This is a genomic window from Micromonospora sp. DT81.3 (assembly GCF_049847225.1).
Taxonomy (GTDB): domain Bacteria; phylum Actinomycetota; class Actinomycetes; order Actinomycetales; family Microbacteriaceae; genus Microbacterium.
On record NZ_JBNCNY010000001.1, the window covers coordinates 389,147 to 405,834 of the forward strand.

15 protein-coding genes are annotated in these 16,688 nt (G+C 67.4%); 4 read left to right on the forward strand and 11 right to left on the reverse strand.

Annotated features, from left to right (window positions below; genetic code table 11):
* Positions 1-90: 90 nt before the first annotated feature.
* From ACPW96_RS01810 to ACPW96_RS01860, 11 genes are all read right to left on the reverse strand, one after another.
* Positions 91-480, reverse strand: a complete 390-nt coding sequence (locus tag ACPW96_RS01810) for a hypothetical protein (RefSeq protein WP_425881804.1) — start codon at positions 478-480, stop codon at positions 91-93.
* Positions 480-830, reverse strand: coding sequence for a hypothetical protein (locus ACPW96_RS01815; RefSeq protein ID WP_425819752.1), 351 nt, complete (start codon positions 828-830; stop codon positions 480-482). Before ACPW96_RS01815 ends, ACPW96_RS01810 begins: the two co-directional genes overlap by 1 nt.
* An 89-nt stretch (positions 831-919) precedes the next feature.
* Positions 920-1,357 carry a DUF1622 domain-containing protein gene (locus ACPW96_RS01820; protein WP_425819750.1) on the reverse strand — a complete coding sequence of 146 codons (438 nt, stop codon included), beginning with the start codon at positions 1,355-1,357 and terminating at the stop codon, positions 920-922.
* Between the two features lie 65 nt (positions 1,358-1,422).
* Complete coding sequence (locus ACPW96_RS01825) at positions 1,423-1,722, reverse strand: GNAT family N-acetyltransferase (protein ID WP_425881805.1); 300 nt, start codon at positions 1,720-1,722, stop codon at positions 1,423-1,425.
* Between the two features lie 44 nt (positions 1,723-1,766).
* Positions 1,767-3,218, reverse strand: a complete 1,452-nt coding sequence (locus ACPW96_RS01830) for a GH1 family beta-glucosidase (protein ID WP_425881806.1) — start codon at positions 3,216-3,218, stop codon at positions 1,767-1,769.
* Positions 3,215-5,512: an alpha-xylosidase gene (yicI, locus tag ACPW96_RS01835; RefSeq protein ID WP_425881807.1), complete on the reverse strand. Its 2,298-nt coding sequence runs from the start codon at positions 5,510-5,512 to the stop codon at positions 3,215-3,217. The genes ACPW96_RS01830 and yicI overlap by 4 nt, the downstream gene beginning before the upstream one ends.
* Positions 5,512-6,408, reverse strand: a complete 897-nt coding sequence (locus ACPW96_RS01840) for a carbohydrate ABC transporter permease (RefSeq protein WP_425881808.1) — start codon at positions 6,406-6,408, stop codon at positions 5,512-5,514. Before ACPW96_RS01840 ends, yicI begins: the two co-directional genes overlap by 1 nt.
* Entirely contained in the window at positions 6,408-7,385 is a 978-nt protein-coding gene (locus ACPW96_RS01845) for a carbohydrate ABC transporter permease (RefSeq protein WP_425881809.1), read from the reverse strand. Before ACPW96_RS01845 ends, ACPW96_RS01840 begins: the two co-directional genes overlap by 1 nt.
* 61 nt (positions 7,386-7,446) lie before the next feature.
* On the reverse strand, positions 7,447-8,766 hold the full coding sequence (locus ACPW96_RS01850) for an ABC transporter substrate-binding protein (RefSeq protein WP_425881810.1): 1,320 nt from the start codon (positions 8,764-8,766) through the stop codon (positions 7,447-7,449).
* A 112-nt stretch (positions 8,767-8,878) separates the two neighbouring features.
* Positions 8,879-9,931 (reverse strand): LacI family DNA-binding transcriptional regulator, encoded by a 1,053-nt coding sequence (locus ACPW96_RS01855; protein WP_425881811.1) that lies wholly within the window; start codon positions 9,929-9,931, stop codon positions 8,879-8,881.
* 139 nt (positions 9,932-10,070) lie between these two features.
* Positions 10,071-11,099 (reverse strand): LacI family DNA-binding transcriptional regulator, encoded by a 1,029-nt coding sequence (locus tag ACPW96_RS01860; protein WP_425881812.1) that lies wholly within the window; start codon positions 11,097-11,099, stop codon positions 10,071-10,073.
* Between the two features lie 175 nt (positions 11,100-11,274).
* On the opposite strand from ACPW96_RS01860, the gene ACPW96_RS01865 reads away from it, so the two are divergent.
* The 4 genes from ACPW96_RS01865 to ACPW96_RS01880 all read left to right on the forward strand — a co-directional run bounded on the left by ACPW96_RS01865 (position 11,275) and on the right by ACPW96_RS01880 (position 16,518).
* Positions 11,275-12,570, forward strand: coding sequence for an ABC transporter substrate-binding protein (locus ACPW96_RS01865; RefSeq protein WP_425881813.1), 1,296 nt, complete (start codon positions 11,275-11,277; stop codon positions 12,568-12,570).
* 95 nt (positions 12,571-12,665) lie between these two features.
* Positions 12,666-13,604, forward strand: coding sequence for a carbohydrate ABC transporter permease (locus ACPW96_RS01870; RefSeq protein WP_425819734.1), 939 nt, complete (start codon positions 12,666-12,668; stop codon positions 13,602-13,604).
* Positions 13,601-14,503 (forward strand): carbohydrate ABC transporter permease, encoded by a 903-nt coding sequence (locus ACPW96_RS01875; RefSeq protein WP_425881814.1) that lies wholly within the window; start codon positions 13,601-13,603, stop codon positions 14,501-14,503. The genes ACPW96_RS01870 and ACPW96_RS01875 overlap by 4 nt, the downstream gene beginning before the upstream one ends.
* A complete protein-coding gene (locus ACPW96_RS01880; RefSeq protein WP_425881815.1) occupies positions 14,500-16,518 on the forward strand; it encodes a beta-galactosidase in 2,019 nt (672 codons plus the stop codon). Before ACPW96_RS01875 ends, ACPW96_RS01880 begins: the two co-directional genes overlap by 4 nt.
* Positions 16,519-16,688: the final 170 nt, after the last annotated feature.

Genomic DNA, 16,688 nt, shown 5'->3' on the forward strand with positions numbered 1-16,688 from the left:
GCGCGCCGCGTCGGCGCGCCACCCCGCGCCCCCCACCCCCCCCCGGGGCCCCGCCGCCCCCCGCCGCCCGCCCCGGCCCTCGGGTACGGCTCAGCGATCCGGATGGACTCCGGGCTCGATCCGCGTGCCGTCGTCGACGTTCCCGACGCGGTCGACCACACGCTGGATGTCAGCGTCGGAGGCCTGGATGCCGGCGTCTTCGAGACGGCGGCGCACCAGCAGCGGCAGGTCCATGTCCCCGCTCCCCGCGAAGTCGGACCGGGACTGGGCGATGATGCCCTCGATCTTCTCGTCGACCGACGTGGGGTGCATGTCCTGCAGGGGTTCGTCCTGGGTACCGGGCTCCGACACCCCCGCCTGTGTGCCGGCGCCGGATGCGCCGTCGGACTCGGGCTGGGATTTCGCGTCATCGGAGACCGGGCCGGACCAGGTGCCGCCCTTGTCGGGATAATCCCCGCCGTTCTTCTCGTATTCGCTCATCACAGGCCTTCCTGTCGCTCGCGTGCGCCGGGGTCGAGCGAGGGGTCCTCGCCGCGACCCTGCTCCAGGTCGGCGTCGGTGGCCAGATCTGGATCCAGGCCCTGGCCGGCCCCGTCGCCCTCGATGGGACCGGCCGGGGCGCTCGGCGCCTCGGGGCCGGACGGCTCCGCCGGCTGGCCGGGAGCGTCGGCGGTGGCATCGGTGCCAGTGGGGGTGTTGGGGGGAAGGCCGCTCGAACTGCGGTCGGAATCCGCCTCGGTGGCCGACGCCTCTTCGCTTCCCCAGCCGCCGGCCGGTTCGTTGTTGATGACGCCTTCTGGCAGGTCCTGCGGATCCTGTGGGTTGCTCATCGCGAGTCCTCTCGTTGCCGTTCAGCCTCGCGCGCGGGCGCGCGCGCGGGAAGGGGCTTGACGGTCTACAGGGCCCCGTGTACGACGGCTCAGCGCGGGTCGGATGACGACTGGGCCCGGCGATCCTTGGCGACGGCCTGCCCGATCAGCTGGCCGCCGCTGGTCAGCAGCGCCCGCCGCCACGGGGAGATCCCGTCGATCTCCACCTGGATCGAGAAGGAGAGCACCACCCGGATCAGAACGATCAGCCCGAGGATGAGGGCCTCCTCCATCGAGGGCTTCGAAGTGATCGTGCGCAGGAGGTCCGCCGCGACCAGCACTTCGAGCCCGAGCAGGATGGCCGCACCGAGCGTGTTGCGGAGCGTCGTGAACGCCGTTTGGCCGCCCTCGCCGCGGCGCAGCGATCGCACGCACAGAATCGCGGCGATGACCGTTCCGACGATCATCGCCACCGCGCCGAGCAACTCGAACGCGATCGTCACGCCGGCGAAGAAGATCTCGAGCGAGACGAAAACCGGGAAGTCCACGGGCTCAGCGTAGCGGCGCCCAGCCGAAGGGCCGGGGGGCGCGCGCTAGGGACCTGGAGGCGCCCCTATGCGCTGCGACGGCCCTGCAGGATGCCGCGGCGATCCGGGTGCTCATCGAACCAGTCCGCGACGTACCAGCACACCGGGATCACCTTGCGGTCGCCGGTCTCCTCCAGATCGGACACGGCCCGCTCCACGACCTCGGCGGCGTAACCGTGGCCCCGGAACGTCGGCACGGTGTAGGCCCGCGTCATGGCCACGGTGCGTCCGTCGTCACGGTAGTCGAGGATGCTGACGAGGTCTGCGCCCCTGCGGAGCGTGTAGCGCGAGGCATCCGGTTCATGCATGAACGTCAAGGAACTCACCTGAAAATCGTACGCCCGCTACCGCCGCTGGGCTCGGAGCCGCGCTATGCGGGGAGGATCCCGCTGCCCGCCAGCTGCTGGAACCACCGCGCGCTGTCCTTCGGCGTGCGCTCCAGCGTGTCGAAGTCGACGCGCACGATCCCGAACCGCTTCGCGTAGCCGTAGCCCCACTCGAAGTTGTCCATCAGCGACCAGACGAAGTAGCCCCGCAGGTCGACGCCGCCCTCGATGGCGCGATGAGCGGCCGTGAAGTGCCGCCGAAGGTAGTCGACCCGGTCGGCGTCCGGTACCGATCCGTCCTCGGCCACCACGTCGTCGAAGGCAGCGCCGTTCTCCGTGATCATCAGCGGCTGCTCGGGGAACTGGTCTTTCAGCGAGAGCAGCAGCTCTTCCAGACCCTCGGGAGCGATGTTCCAGCCCATGGTGGTGTAGGGACCGGGCTGTTCGAGGAACTCCACGATGCCGTCGCTGCCGGGCCACGCCGTTCCGCCGCCCGCCGCCTTGTGACCGTCGTTCTGCTGCTTCGGCGAAACGCCGTCCCACAGCTGCACCGTGGCGGTGGAGTAGTAGTTGACGCCGAGCACGTCGATCGGCTGCGAGATGTCGGCGAGGTCGCCCTCGCGCACGAACGACCAGTCGGTCACCGCTGCGGTGTCCTCGAGCAGGTCGGCCGGGTATTCGCCCCGCAGCAGCGGCATCGTGAATGCTCGGTTGGCCAGGGCATCGACCCGGCGCATCGCCTCCGCCGCGCCGTCGCCCTTGCCTCGCAGCACGTGGAAGTTCAGCGTGATGGAGTAGTCGGGGTCGCCCGTCGACGTGGCGCGCAGCGCCTGCACCGCCCGGCCGTGCGCGAGGTTGAGGTGGTGCACCGCAGCGAGCGCCGCGGCGGGTTCGTGCCGGCCGGGGGCATGGCCGCCCTGGCCGTATCCGAGGTATGCCGAGCACCACGGCTCGTTGAGGGTCGTCCAGGTGTGCACCCGGTCACCGAGCGCCGCGCCCATGATCGCGGCGTACTCCCCGAACGCGTCGGCGGTCGAACGCGCGGGCCATCCGCCCCCGTCCTCGAGGGCCTGGGGCAGATCCCAGTGGTAGAGCGTCGCCACGGGCTTGATGCCCCGCTCCAGCAGGCCATCGACGAGGAGCGAGTAGAAGTCGATCCCCGCCTGGTTGACGGGCCCGCGCCCGGTCGGCTGGATGCGGGGCCAGGCGATCGAGAACCGGTACGCGCCGAGGCCGAGTTCGGCCATCAGATCCAGGTCGCTCTCCCAGCGGTGGTAGTGGTCGCAGGCGACGTCGCCGGTGTCGCCGTTCCACACCTTGCCCGGCGTCCTGCTGAACGTGTCCCAGATCGAGGCACCGCGCCCGTCCTCCTGTGCGCCGCCCTCGACCTGGTAGGCCGCGGTCGCGGAGCCGAAGGTGAATCCGGGCGGGAACACCAGTCCGGCGTCCCTGTAGTCGGTGGAGCCCTTGATGCCGGCCGTCGAGAAGAGAGTCATTCTCCTACCTTTCCAGTCCCGCCGATGGCGTTTCCCTGTGTGTCAAAACGGCCGACGCGACCGTCGGGGTTGGTGACGACGACCTCCGCGCCGCGCGGTTCGCCCGCGAAGGTGCGGAACGTCAGCCCGTCGAGATAGTCGTAGTCGGGCCGATCGACCCGCGCTCCCCACGGCAGCACGGTCCCCGGCCGCACGTAGATGGGCAGGCTCTGGAACCCGTGCGTCTCGCGGCGCCAGCCGCCGCCCGTCACCTCTTCGCCGGTGAGCAGGTGCGTCCACCTTCCGGCCGGGAGGTAGAACTCCACGTCTCCCGACGCGGTGAAGACCGGCGCCACCAGGATGTCGGAGCCGAGCATGTACTGCCTGTCGAGGTAGCCGACGGCGGGGTCCTCCGGGAACTCCAGCTGCAGGGGCCGCAGGATGGGGACCCCGGATGCCGCGGCATCCACCCCCGCTTGGAAGAGGTACGGCATCAGGCGCATCTTCAGGTGCGTGAACGTGCGGGTCACATCCACGGCCTCCTCGTCGAAGATCCACGGCACCCGGTAGGACGTGGAGCCGTGGAAGCGGCTGTGGCTGCCCAGCAGCCCGAACGCGGTCCAGCGCTTGAAGACCGCGGCATCCGGGGTGCCCTCGAAGCCGCCGATGTCGTGGCTCCAGTGCGCGAAGCCGCTGAGCGCGAGGGAGAGCCCGCCGCGGAGGGTCTCGGCCATCGACGCGAAGGTCGACGTGGAGTCGCCGCCCCAGTGCACGGGCATGCTCTGGCCGCCGGCGGTGGCGGAGCGGGCGAAGAGGACCGCGTCACCCTCGCCCCGGGCGCCGACGAGCACATCGTGCACCGCCTTGTTGTAGAGCAGCGTGTAGAGGTTGTGCATGCGCTCGGGATCCGCGCCGTCGAACCAGGCGACATCGAGCGGGATGCGCTCGCCGAAGTCGGTCTTGAAGCAGTCGACGCCCTGATCGACGAGCGCGCGGAGCTTCGACTGGAACCACGCCGTCGCGTCGGGGTTGGTGAAATCGACGAGACCCATTCCCGCCTGCCAGAGGTCCCACTGCCACACCGAGCCGTCGGCCCGCTTGACGAGGTATTTCGCCTCCGCGCCCTCGGCGAAAAGGGGCGAGCGCTGGCCGATGTAGGGGTTGATCCACACCGAGACCCGCAGGTCCTTGCCGTGCAGGCGATCGAGCATGCCCTCCGGGTCGGGGAAGACCCGCGGATCCCACTCGAAGTCGCACCAGTTGAACTCGCGCATCCAGAAGCAGTCGAAGTGGAACACCGAAACCGGCAGCTCGCGGCGCGCCATCTCGTCGACGAACGAGGTGACCGTCTGCTCGTCGTAGTCGGTGGTGAAGCTGGTCGAGAGCCAGAGCCCGTATGACCACGCCGGCACGATGGGCGGGCGGCCGGTGAGGGCCGTGTACCGCTCGAGCACGTCCTTCGGCGTCGGCCCGGCGATCACGAAGTACTCCAGCACCTCGCCGGGAACCGAGAACTGCAGGCGCTCGACCGCCTCCGAGCCGATCTCGAACGAGACGTGCCCGGGGTCGTTCACCAGAACCCCGTACCCGCGGTTGGAGAGGTAGAACGGCACGTTCTTGTAGGCCTGCTCGCTGGAGGTGCCGCCGTCGGCGTTCCAGATGTCGACAGTCTGGCCGTTCTTGACGATCGGACCGAATCGCTCGCCGAGGCCGTAGATGAGCTCCCCCACGCCGAGATCGAGCTGTTCGTGCACGTAGGCGCGGCTCTGCGGACCAGCGCCGCCGCTGCGGGCGTTGCCGACGACGCCGGGGTCGACCTGTGCGTTCGGTGCGAGCTGCACGTAGCCCTGCGCCTTGTGACCGCTGCCCGTGAGGCGCGTGCCGTCGTGCTCGAAGGACAGCGACCAGGGTGCACCCTTGGCGATGCGCGCGGTCAGCGGGCCGCTGACGAGTGTGCCGCCTTCCTCGCTGACCGATGCCGCGCCGGCGCCGCCCTCGACAGCGCCCGGCAGCCCGAAGCCGCCATGCCACCGGCCGCCGATGTGATGAGCGACCCGCACCCGCACCACCCCCTCGAGCGGCGACGAGAGGGTGACCGTCAGGGTGGGGCGGTTGAGGATGTCGCCGCGCTTCGCGATCACCGCGGTGGGCGCGGTCACGACGAGACCGGCTCCATCGGAGGTTCGGCCGAGGGCCGCCGGGGCAGTTCCGCTGAGCCCCGCCGCGGCATCCGCCTGCCATATGTCGTACGCCTCCTGCGCGTAGAGCGCCGTGACCCCCGGTCGCAGCTGCCAGAACCCATCGGTGAACTTCATTACTTGACTGCTCCTGCCGTGATGCCGCGCGTCAGCGTGCGCTGGAAGATGAGGAAGAAGATGAGCGTGGGAATGATGCCGAGCAGAGCCGACGCGCTCGTGGTGGTGACATCCATCAGCCGGTCGCCCTGCAGCACGCTGATCGCGACGGGGACGGTCTGATAGTCGTTGGACGCGAGGAACGTCAACGGGATGAGGAACTCATTCCACGTCCAGATGAAGAAGAAGATGAGCAGCACCGACAGCGTAGGACGGCTGATGGGGAAGACGACGCGCCACAGGATCTGCCAGCGCGTCGCGCCGTCGATGGATGCCGCTTCGAGGATCTCCTTCGGGAACGTGCCGTAGACCGACGACAGGAGATAGGTGCCGAAGGCCGCCTGGATGACGGTGAAGATGATGATCACCGACCAGACGTTGTCGTAGAGGCCGATCTCTTTGAACATGTAGTACAGCGGGTAGAGAAGCGCTTCCTGCGGCAGCAGGTTGGCCAACAGGAACAGAAGCACGATCCACGCGCGTCCTCTGACCCTTCCGATTCCTATCGCGAATGCGTTGAGCATCGAGATGACCACGGCGAGCACCGCGACGACCCCCGAGATGAAGATCGAGTTCCATACCTTCTGCGGGAAGTGCACCCGCTCCCAGAATTTGACGATGCCCGTGAAATCGAGCGACTCCGGCAGGGCGAGCGGCCCTCCGGTGGCATAGTCGATGGGCGACTTGAACGAGTTGACCAGCACCAGGTAGAAGGGCGCGATCACCGCGAGGGCGCCGACGATCACGAGCGCGAGCAGCAGCCAGTCGACTCCGCGCTTCTTGGTCATGCCGCCGCGGGCGCGTCCAGCGCGCTTGGCGCCTTTCCCGGTCGTGACGAGAACGGTTCCGACAGCCATCAGAGGCCCGCCCTTTCTTTGCGTTCGATGGAGTTCTGCACGCGGATGAAGATGATCGACACGATCACGACGACGATGGTCAAGACGGTCGCAATGGTCGCGCCGTAGCCGACGTTCCGCTTCGTGAAGAACTCCTGGTAGGCGTAGTAGGCCGGAACCAGGGTCGCGCCCGCCGGGCCTCCCCGGGTGATGACGTAGACGGGGCCGAATACCTTCAGCGCAGCGATCGTCGAGGTCAGCGTGACGACGAAGATCTCGGGCCGGATGATGCTCACAGTGATGGCGGAGAACCTTTGGAACCAGTTCGCTCCGTCGAGTTCAGCCGCCTCGTAGAGTTCAGGGTCGACACGCTGCAGTGCAGCCATGAAGATGACCACCGGGTAGCCGACCTGCACCCAGATGAGGACGACCATGAGCACGATGAGTGCCGAAGGCATCTGCCCCAGCCAGTCGTATGGTGGGACGCCGAAGAAGCCCAGGATCTGATTCAGGGCGCCGTCGCCACCCGGTCGCACGATCCATCCGATCACGATGCCGGCAACGACCACGGGCAGGATCTGCGGCAGGTAGTAGGTCGCCCGCAGGAAGCTGCCGACCTTTCCGCCGAACTTGCGGCCGACGACGTCGAACAGCAGCGCCGCGACGATCAACCCGACGATGGTCGGGACGACCACCATCGCGATGACCATCCAGACGGAGTTCGTGAAGGAGGTCCAGAAGTCTTCGTCGGTGAAGATCTTCTGCCAGTTCTCGAGGCCGATGAACTCAGGCGTGCCGACTCCTCGCCATTTCGTGAACGTGAGATACACGTTCCAGAGGAGTGGAACGATCACGATCACCAGCAGCAGCACGAAGCCGGGCAGAAGGTAGAGCCAGTAGCCGCCTGTTCCCCCCTTGCGCTGAGGGATGGACGGCTCCTCCGGGGGGAGCTTCACGCGGGTCGTCTTTCCGCGGTCGGTGCGGGTTGCAAGAGACATGTCTCAACTCCAGGAAGTGGGCGGGGGCGGCACCGCTCCGGGCGCCGCCCCCACCAGCGGGTCAACGGAACTCTTCTGTGCCTTCGTCATACGCCTCACCGAGGTTGGCGTTCGTCGTCTCGGCGTCCTGCACTCCCGTCACCAGGCCCTGCAGCTCCTGAACGAGCACGTCGTAGAAGCCCGGTGCCGGCCAGTCCGGGTAGAACGAGAGGCCGTCGTTGTCGAGGATCCCGTTGAAGGTCGAGATGAGCTCCGCGCTCTTCTCATCCGTGATGTCAGCCGGGTTGGCCGCCACCGGCAGGCCGCCGCTGTTGCCGATGATCGCCTGGATCTCGGGACGCATCGTGATGTCGATGAACTCGTATGCGAGCTCCTTGTTCGAAGCGTTCTCCGGCACCACCCACAGGTTGCCCGACGAGCCCAGCGACAGCTCGCTCTCGGGGAAGGCCTGCAGCGACCAGTCGAAGCCCGTCGCCTCTGCCACGAACCGGCCGAACCACCACGACCCCGATACGAAGATCGGTGCCGATCCGTTGATGAAGGCGACTCCCGCGTCGTCGGCCTTGATCGACGATACGTCCGAGGCGATGTAGCCCTTGTCCACGTAGTCCTGGAGGGTCTCGGTCGCATACGTGATCTCGTCCCCCTGCCAGTCGACGGGGTTCTCATACAGCTGGTAGTCGTCCACGAACTGGCGGTCGGCCTGGCTCAGCGCGAGCTGATACCAGAGCTGACCGAGCGGATATTCCGCCGCCGCCTCGGAGAGCGGCGTGATCCCTTTCGCGACGAAGGCGTCGAGCACCGCGACGAACTCCTCGTACGTGGTGGGAACTTCGACACCCGCCGCCTCGAAGGCGTCGAGGTTGTAGTAGGCACCCACGAACTCGCCGTAGTTCGGGACGCCGTACCAGGTGTCTCCACCCATGACTCCGTCTTCGCTGTACTTGGCAGTCGTCTGCAGGGACGGGGCGAGTTTGTCCGCCCAGCCGTACTCGTCGACGGCGTCCGAGATGTCGGTGATGAGGCCCGTGCTCGCGAGGAAGCCCGCGGTCGCATTGCCCTTGTTGAACTCCATCAGGTCGGGAGCCGCGTCGGTGTCGAGCACCTGGCTCGCCGTCTTCTGGATCTGCTCGAAGGACTTCTCCTCGAACTCGACCGTTGCGCCGGTCTCCTCCTCGAAGACCTTGATGGCCTCTGCCCAGGCCTTGCCCATGGCGCTGTCTGCGCCCTCGTAGTGCCAGAGCTTGAGTATGTCGCCGTCGCCGCCTCCGGCGTCTCCGGATCCGCCGGAGCAGCCGGCGAGTGCGAGCGCTCCGACGGTGACCGCCACGGCGGCGCCGAGCAGCCGGGTGCGGGTCTTGCGTGTGAATGAGTGTGCCATCTTCGGCACTCCTTTCTTGATGCGAGTGGTTCTGTTGGGTTCTCGGTGATGGACGTGGATTGTCGAAGCGCTTCGATGACGCGCCTGCGAAGGCCCCGCGACGCGGGTCGGATCAGGCGGCGGGGGCGCCGCCTGTCCGAGAGGCGGCCGAGCTCCGGCCGAGGGCGGACACCGACCCGTGGTCGATGTAGGTGGGGGGTATGAGGTGAAGGCCGGGCGCCGGCGGGTTGTCGCCGAGACAGCGCATGGCGAGTCCGACCGCGAGGTCGGCGGAGGCTTGCGGAAGGAGCGGGATCACATCGACCGGCGTAGAGAAGGCCGACGTGTCGAACGTGGCCGCCACCGAGACGACGGCGACGTCCGTGCCGATCGTCAGGCCGCGCCCAGCCAGCCCGGCGAGCACGGCCGCGTGCGCATCTTCGTTGCAGTGCAGCACAAGCCCCGTGACGCCGGCGTCGAGCAGCTCCTCGGCACCGCGACGCGCGTCCTCGGCCGTTGTGCGGGACCCGCCGCTCGTGCGGAACATCGGCTCGAGGCCGCGAGCCGCCACCCCCGCCTCGAACGCAGTCCGCACGCGGGGCGGAAAGTTCGAGACCTCATAGGCGGTCTGCGCCTGCCCCACGAGCCCCAGGGAGGTGTGGCCCCCGTCCGCGAGGCGGTCGACCGCCAGCGCAGCAGCCGCCTCGAAGTCGAGGTCGACGCAGATCAGGCCTTCGGGGTGGTTGGGAACACCGATGAAGACGCTCGGGATGGAGAGGTGCCGGGCGAGTTCCACCCGTGCGTCGTCAGGAGCGACGTCGAGCACGATGACGCCATCGACGAGCCCGCTGGACGCGACCCGGCGCATGCCCGCGATGGCCTGCTCGTCCGTGAGCAGCAGGATGTCGTAATCGTGCGTGCGGGCGGCGATCGAGGTGGCGAGCACGAACGCCATGTGCGTCGGTGCATGCGTGTCGGCCCGAAAGGGCTCGGTCAGCGCGAAGATGTGCGTGCGACTGCCCGCGAGCATTCGGGCGCCGGCGTTGGGTCGGTAGTCCAGCTCGAGCACCGCCCGTTCGATGCGGCGTCGCGTGGCCAGCGACACGGGCCGCTTGCCGCTCAAGGCATACGACACGGTGCTGATGGACACACCGGCGGCCTTCGCCACCTCGTGGATCTTCGCCATGTCGACTCCGTCGTCCTGGGTGTTTGACAGATCGCTCCGCCGAGAAGTCGCTCAGCGATGTGGATCATCGAAGCGCTTCGTCGAAGCGTTTCGATCACCATAGAGCCACCTCGGCTCCTTGGCAAGTCCCTCCCCGAGATCAGGCTTCGCCGGGCGATGCCGCACGGAAGCCGATCGAGCCATGGTCCACAAAGGTCGGCGGAATCAGCCGCACACCGGGCTCGGGCGGTTCACCCGACAGAAACTGCATTGCGAGCGAGACCGCCAGGTCGCACGACAGGTGCGGAATCAGCGGGATGGAGCTCAGCGGCACATCGAAAGCCGTGGTGTCGAGAGTCGACCCCACGGAGATGAGCGACACGTCCTCCGGAATGCGCAGTCCCCGGTCTGCGATCTCGGAGAGAACACCATTGTGCGCGTCGTCGTTGCAGTGCAGGAGGATGCCGGTTGCGCCGGCGTCGAGGAGCGACGCCGCAGCGCGACGAGCCCGCGCCTCCGTCCGGCCCTCACCGGTGAGCATCCGGAATTCTCCTTCGACATGGCGCTCGGCGGCAGAGCGCACGAACCCGTCGCGCACCCGCGGTGGAAAATTGGACAGCTCGTACGCCTCGGGGGCGTGCCCGATGAGGCCCAGCTTGCGATGGCCTGCGTCGGCGAGGTGCTCGACCCCCATCCGTGCGGCCCCATCGAAGTCGAGGTCGACGCACACGAGCCCCTCGCTCGCGTCCGGCACGCCGACGAAGATGCTCGGCACGGCGATGTGGTGCGCCAACCCCACGCGCTCGTCGTTCGGGGCGACATCGAGGACGATGATCGCGTCCGCCAGCCCACTCGTGGCGACACGGTGCATGCCGGCAGAAGCCTGCTCCTCGGTCAGGAGGAGCACGTCGTAGTCCTCGCGTCGAGCCGCGACTGCGGTAGCGAGGACGAACGCCATGTGCGTGGGCGCATGCGTGTCGGCTCGCAGCGGCTCGGTCACAGCGAGGATGTGGGTTCTGCGCCCGGCCAGCATCCGTGCGCCCGCGTTGGGGCGGTAATCGAGGCGCTGGACGGCCTCCTCGATTCGGCGCCGCGTCTCGTCGGAAACAGGTCGCTTGCCACTCAGCGCGTACGACACGGTGCTGATGGAGACGCCCGCGGCGTCGGCCACCTCATGAATATTCGCCATTGGACTTCCATCGTCTTACGCGGATGCGGCGGGACGGGCTCGTCGACTCGGGATGCTTTCGAAGGGTTGCCAAATGCCGCGGCTCCAGCGTACTGTGCTGTCGAAGCGTTTCCGCGAAACGCTTCGATGAGTGGCTGATTCGGTCACCGCCCGGACATGTCGAGGGAGATGTGCAATGAAACGACGATTGTTTGCAAGTGCGACGGTGGCCATCGCGGCGCTCGCAGTGTCTGGCTGCGCCGCCGATACGGGCAGCGATGCCGGTGGTGACGGCCCCGTCACGCTCGAATACTGGGCGTGGGGCACGACCCAAAAGCCGCTGGTCGACGCGTGGAACGAAGCGCACCCCGACATCCAGGTCAAGCACACGGACGCGGGCGGCGGGACGGACTCGTCGGCAAAGCTCGTCACGGCGGCGCGCGCCGGCAGCGCCCCTGACGTGGCACTGGTCGAGTACAACACGCTGCCCGCGATGATCGTCGCCGGCGTCGCCACCGACATCACCGAGCACGTCAGCGATCTGGAGGACCAGTTCGCCCCCGGCGTGTGGAGCCAGGCGACGTTCGACGGGGCGAGCTACGGCATCCCCCAAGACGCCGGTCCGCAGGCTCTGACATACAACCAGGCTCGCCTGGAGCAACTCGGCATCGCCGTCCCGACGACGTGGGCAGAGTTCGCGGATGCCGCGGCAGCGGTGCGTGCCGCAGACCCCGATGCCTACATCACGACGTTCGCGCCGGCCGAGTTCGGCGGCTTCGCGGCGTTCGCCCAGCAGGCGGGCGCCGAATGGTGGACGGTCGACGGCGACACGTGGACGGTCGACTTCGATGACCCAGACTCGGTCGCCGTCGCGGACTACTGGCAGGATCTGATCGACCGCGACCTCGTGCTCGCCGAGCCCCTGCTGACGCCGGAGTGGAACGCGAGCCTCAACGAGGGCAACATCCTCTCCTGGCCCGCCGGCCTGTGGGCGGCCGGAGTCATCAACGGCGTCGCGGCCGAGATGGCCGGCCAGTGGGCCATGGCACCGCTTCCGCAATGGAACGAGGGCGACCCAGCCGTCGCCTTCCAGGGCGGTTCGGCCGCGATCGTCAGCTCTTCGAGCAAGCACCCCGAAGAGGCGGCGGAGTTCGCGGCGTGGATCGGCGCATCCGAAGAGAGTGCCAAGATCCAGATCCGGGAGGGCCAGTACCCGGCATCGCTCCGTGGGCAGGAGCTGACCTTGGACAGCGATCCGCCGACCCTGATGCCGCAGCAGGAGGACTACTGGGAGATCGCGGCGCAGATCGCCGCTGAGACCATCCCCGATCTCAGCTGGGGCCCGAATGTGAACGTCGCCTCCAGTGCGTTCCAGGACGCCATGTCGGCCGCCGTGACCAACGGCACGCCGCTGCGGGAGGCCCTCACCGAGACGGAGGACGTCGTCTTCTCCGACATGGAGACATCCGGCTTCACCGTCACCCGCCAGTAGCGACCGCAGCAATCAGGCGGGGGCCGGGGTCGTCGCCCCGGCACCCGCCGATCCCTCAGCAGACCACCGACGTTCCGTAGGAAGAGGTGCGCGCGATGACCGCGACGACCGACCACGTCACAACTCCGGCCCGGAGGCGCAGAACCGCCTGGGTCGCGCCGTACGCCTTTCTCCTGCCGGCCGGAGTGCTGTTCATCGCGTTCCTGGCGATACCGATGATCTACGCCATCTTCCTGAGCTTCCGTGGACTGCGGGTTTCCGGAGCCGGGCCCTTCGGTATCCGGGAGGAGACGTGGGTCGGGTTCGAGAACTACATCCGAACGTTCACGGACACCGAGTTCCTCGCGGGCTTCGGCCGACTGGCGATCTACGGCCTCATCGCCATCCCGCTGACACTCGGCCTGGGCCTTCTCTTCGCGCTGCTGCTGGACCTTCCGCGGGTGCGGGCCGCGCGTTTCTCCCGCACGTCCATCTTCATTCCGTACGCCGTCCCGGGAGTCATCGCGTCGCTCCTGTGGGGCTTCCTCTATCTGCCATCCACCAGTCCCCTCAACTGGATCCTGAACCAGCTCGGTCTGCCCGACGTGGTGGCCCTCAGTGGCGCATCGCTGTATCCGTCCGTCGCGAACATCGCGATCTGGGGCGCGGTCGGCTTCAACATGATCATCATCTACACATCGCTCCGCGGCATCCCGAACGAGATCTACGAGGCGGCGCGCATCGACGGGGCGAGTGAGTGGAGCATCGCGTGGCGCGTGAAAATCCCCCTCGTCGCGCCGGCACTCATCCTCACCGGTCTGTTCGCTCTCATCGGAACGCTGCAGGTCTACGGCGAACCGACCACCCTGCGCCCGATGACCAACGAGATCTCCCAGACGTGGGTGCCGCTGATGAAGATCTACCGCGATGCGTTCGTGCGCGATGACCTGTCCCTCGCCGCGGCATCCTCCGTCGTGCTGGCGCTCGGGACGCTCGTGCTGTCGGTCGTGCTGCTGCGAGTGACGCAGAAGCGAGCCTTTGGAGGAGAGCAATGAGCACTGCAGTCGCCGAACGCCGCCCGCCGGCATCCATCAGACCGGACTCGAGCATCGCGCCGCGGCGGCGCACCCGCCGCCCCGTGATCGCCTCCGTGGTGCTCGTCCTCGGCGCCATCTACTGCCTCGTGCCGGTCCTGTGGGTGCTCATCGCATCCACCAAGTCGAACACGGAGCTGTTCACCACCTTCACGTTCTTCCCCGGCACGGGGCTGTTCGACAACATCGAGGATCTCTTCGCCTACGGCGGAGGCCAGTTCACGCTGTGGGCATTCAACAGCTTCATCTACGCCGGGGTCGGAGCGGCGCTCTCGACGCTGATCTCGACGATGGCCGGCTTCGCCCTCGCGAAATACGAGTTCCCGGGCCGGCAGGTGTGGTTCTACGCGATCCTCGCCGGGGTGCTGCTTCCTGGAATCACCCTCGCCATCCCGCAATACCTGCTCATGTCGCAGGTGGGCCTTGCCGGCACGTACTGGTCGGTGCTGCTGCCCGTGCTGATCTCACCGTTCGGAATCTTCCTGGCTCGCGTCTACGCCGCGTCCGCGGTTCCGACCGACACGATGGAGGCCGCGCGGATCGATGGGGCCAGCGAGTTCCGCATCTTCACGGCCATCGTGCTGCCGATGATGGTGCCCGGCATGGTGACGATCTTCCTGCTGCAGTTCGTCGGGATCTGGAACAACTTCCTTCTCCCCTTCATCATGCTCTCGGACGAGGGGATGTACCCGCTCACCGTCGGTCTGTACACCCTGCTCTCGAAGGGATCAGGCACGCCCTCCCTCTACAGCCTTGCCATCATCGGGGCCGCGATCTCGATCATTCCGCTGATCGTGATGATGCTCGTGCTGCAGCGCTACTGGCGGCTCGACCTCGTGAGCGGTGGACTGAAGGGATGAGCGCACCATACTCCCCCGGCCTGTTCCTCTTCGGAGGCGACTACAGCCCCGAACAGTGGTCCCGGGAGACGTGGGTGGAGGACATCGCGCTGATGACGCGCGCGAAGGTCAACACCGCCACGATCGGCGTGTTCTCGTGGGCGATGCTGGAGCCGCGCGAGGGCGAGTACCAGGCGGAGTGGCTGGACGAGGTGATCGGGATGCTCCACTCGGCGGGCATCGGATTCTTTCTGGCGACCCCGACCGCCTCGCCGCCGCCCTGGTTCACGCTCGCGCACCCGGACGCCCTGCCGATCAGGCCCGACGGCTCCCGCGTGCTGCACGGCTCGCGTGACACCTACGCGATCAGCGCCCCGGCGTACCGGGCGGGGGCGCGCGGTATCGCCGGCTACCTGGCGGAGCGCTACGGGAAGCATCCTGGACTGCGAGGCTGGCACGTCCACAACGAGTACGGGACCATCGACTACGGTCCGCATGCGGCACGCGCCTTCCGCGAATGGCTGGCGAAGAAGTACTCGACGATAGAGAACCTGAACACAGCGTGGTACACGGCCTTCTGGTCGCAGCGCTACGGCGCATGGGACGAGATCCTGCCCCCGATGCAGACCCAGTACCTCCACAACCCGGCGCACCTCGTCGACTTCAAGAGGTTCAGCTCGGACGAGATGCTCGCCGCTTACACCGAGCAGAAGGAGGTGATCCGCGCCGCCGGATCGACGGCGCCGATCACGACGAACTTCATGCTGCCGACGTGGAATCACCTGGAGCAGTGGTCGTGGAGCGACGCCCAGGACGTCGTATCGATCGACCACTATCTCGACACAACGGGTCGCGACGGCGAGACTCACGTCGCCTACGGCTCCGATCTGACCAGGTCATGGGCGGGCGGCCCCTGGGTGCTGATGGAGCAGAACGCCACCGGCATCCGGGTCGGCGACCGGCTCTTCACCAAGGAGCCGGATCGGATGATCCGCAATTCACTCGGCTACATCGCGCGCGGGTCCCAGAGCTCCCTGTTCTTCCAGTGGCGGGCGTCGGCCGCCGGATCGGAAGTGTGGCATGGTTCGCTCGTCCCGCACGCGGGCGCCGACACGAAGGTCTTCGAGACCGTAGTCGAACTCGGCGAGATCCTGGAGAAGATCGCCGAGGTGGCCGCTCCGCCCGCCGACGGCGTGGTGATCGATGCGCAGATCGGGATCGTGTGGGATGCCGAGGGCTGGTGGTCGCTGGAGACGCCGCACCTTCCGACCGACGCGGTGAACTACTCCGACGAGGTGCGCGCCGCCCATCGGGCGTTCTGGCGCAGCGGACACGTCGTCGACTTCATCCGCCCGGGTGGAGACGCCTCCCGGTATCGGCTGCTTGTCGTCCCGGCCCTGTATGCGATGACGCGGGCGACCGCGCGGTGGCTCGAGTCGTTCGTAGAATCGGGCGGTCATCTCGTCGTGTCCTTCGCAACCGGCCTGACCGACGAGGATCAGCGAATCGTCCTGGGCGGATACCCCGGAATGCTGCGGTCGCTGCTCGGTGCACATGCGGAACAGATCTTTCCCCTGGCCGACGACGAGACCATCGCGCTCGGCAACGGATGGCAGGGCTCCCTGTGGACGGAACTTGTGCACATGGAGTCCGCTGAGACGATCGCCGAGTACGGATCGGGTGCTCTCTCGGGCCACCCGGCGATCACGCGCCGCGACGTCGGAGCCGGAACGGTGACCTACGTGTCCACGAAACTGGTGCAGTCCTCGCTCGATGCCTTTCTCGCCGAAGCCGCCCGCGACGCCGACGTGAGCCCGCTGCTGGCGGGCGCCGCGGAACTCCAGGTGGAGGCGGTCCGCCGACGCGGGGCACGTGCGGACTACCTCTTCGTGTTCAATCACGGCGACCGGAATGTCCGGCTCTCGGGCACCGGAGTCGACTTGATCAGCGGAGCCGAAAGCACCATCCGCCTTCTGCCGCGATCGGTCGCGGTCATCCGGGAATCTGCTCCCGACTGGTCCATCGACCAGGATTGAGCAATCTGTCATATTTCGTCATGCGATACCGCCGGCATCCGTGCGGTTTGACACATTCCGACACGCTCCGTCATAATCGGCTCTATGACTGACTACGCACGCCCTGTGTCCGCCTTGGAGGCGAACAGGACTGCCGGCATGATGATGGCCGGCCGCGTCAGCATGTGTTG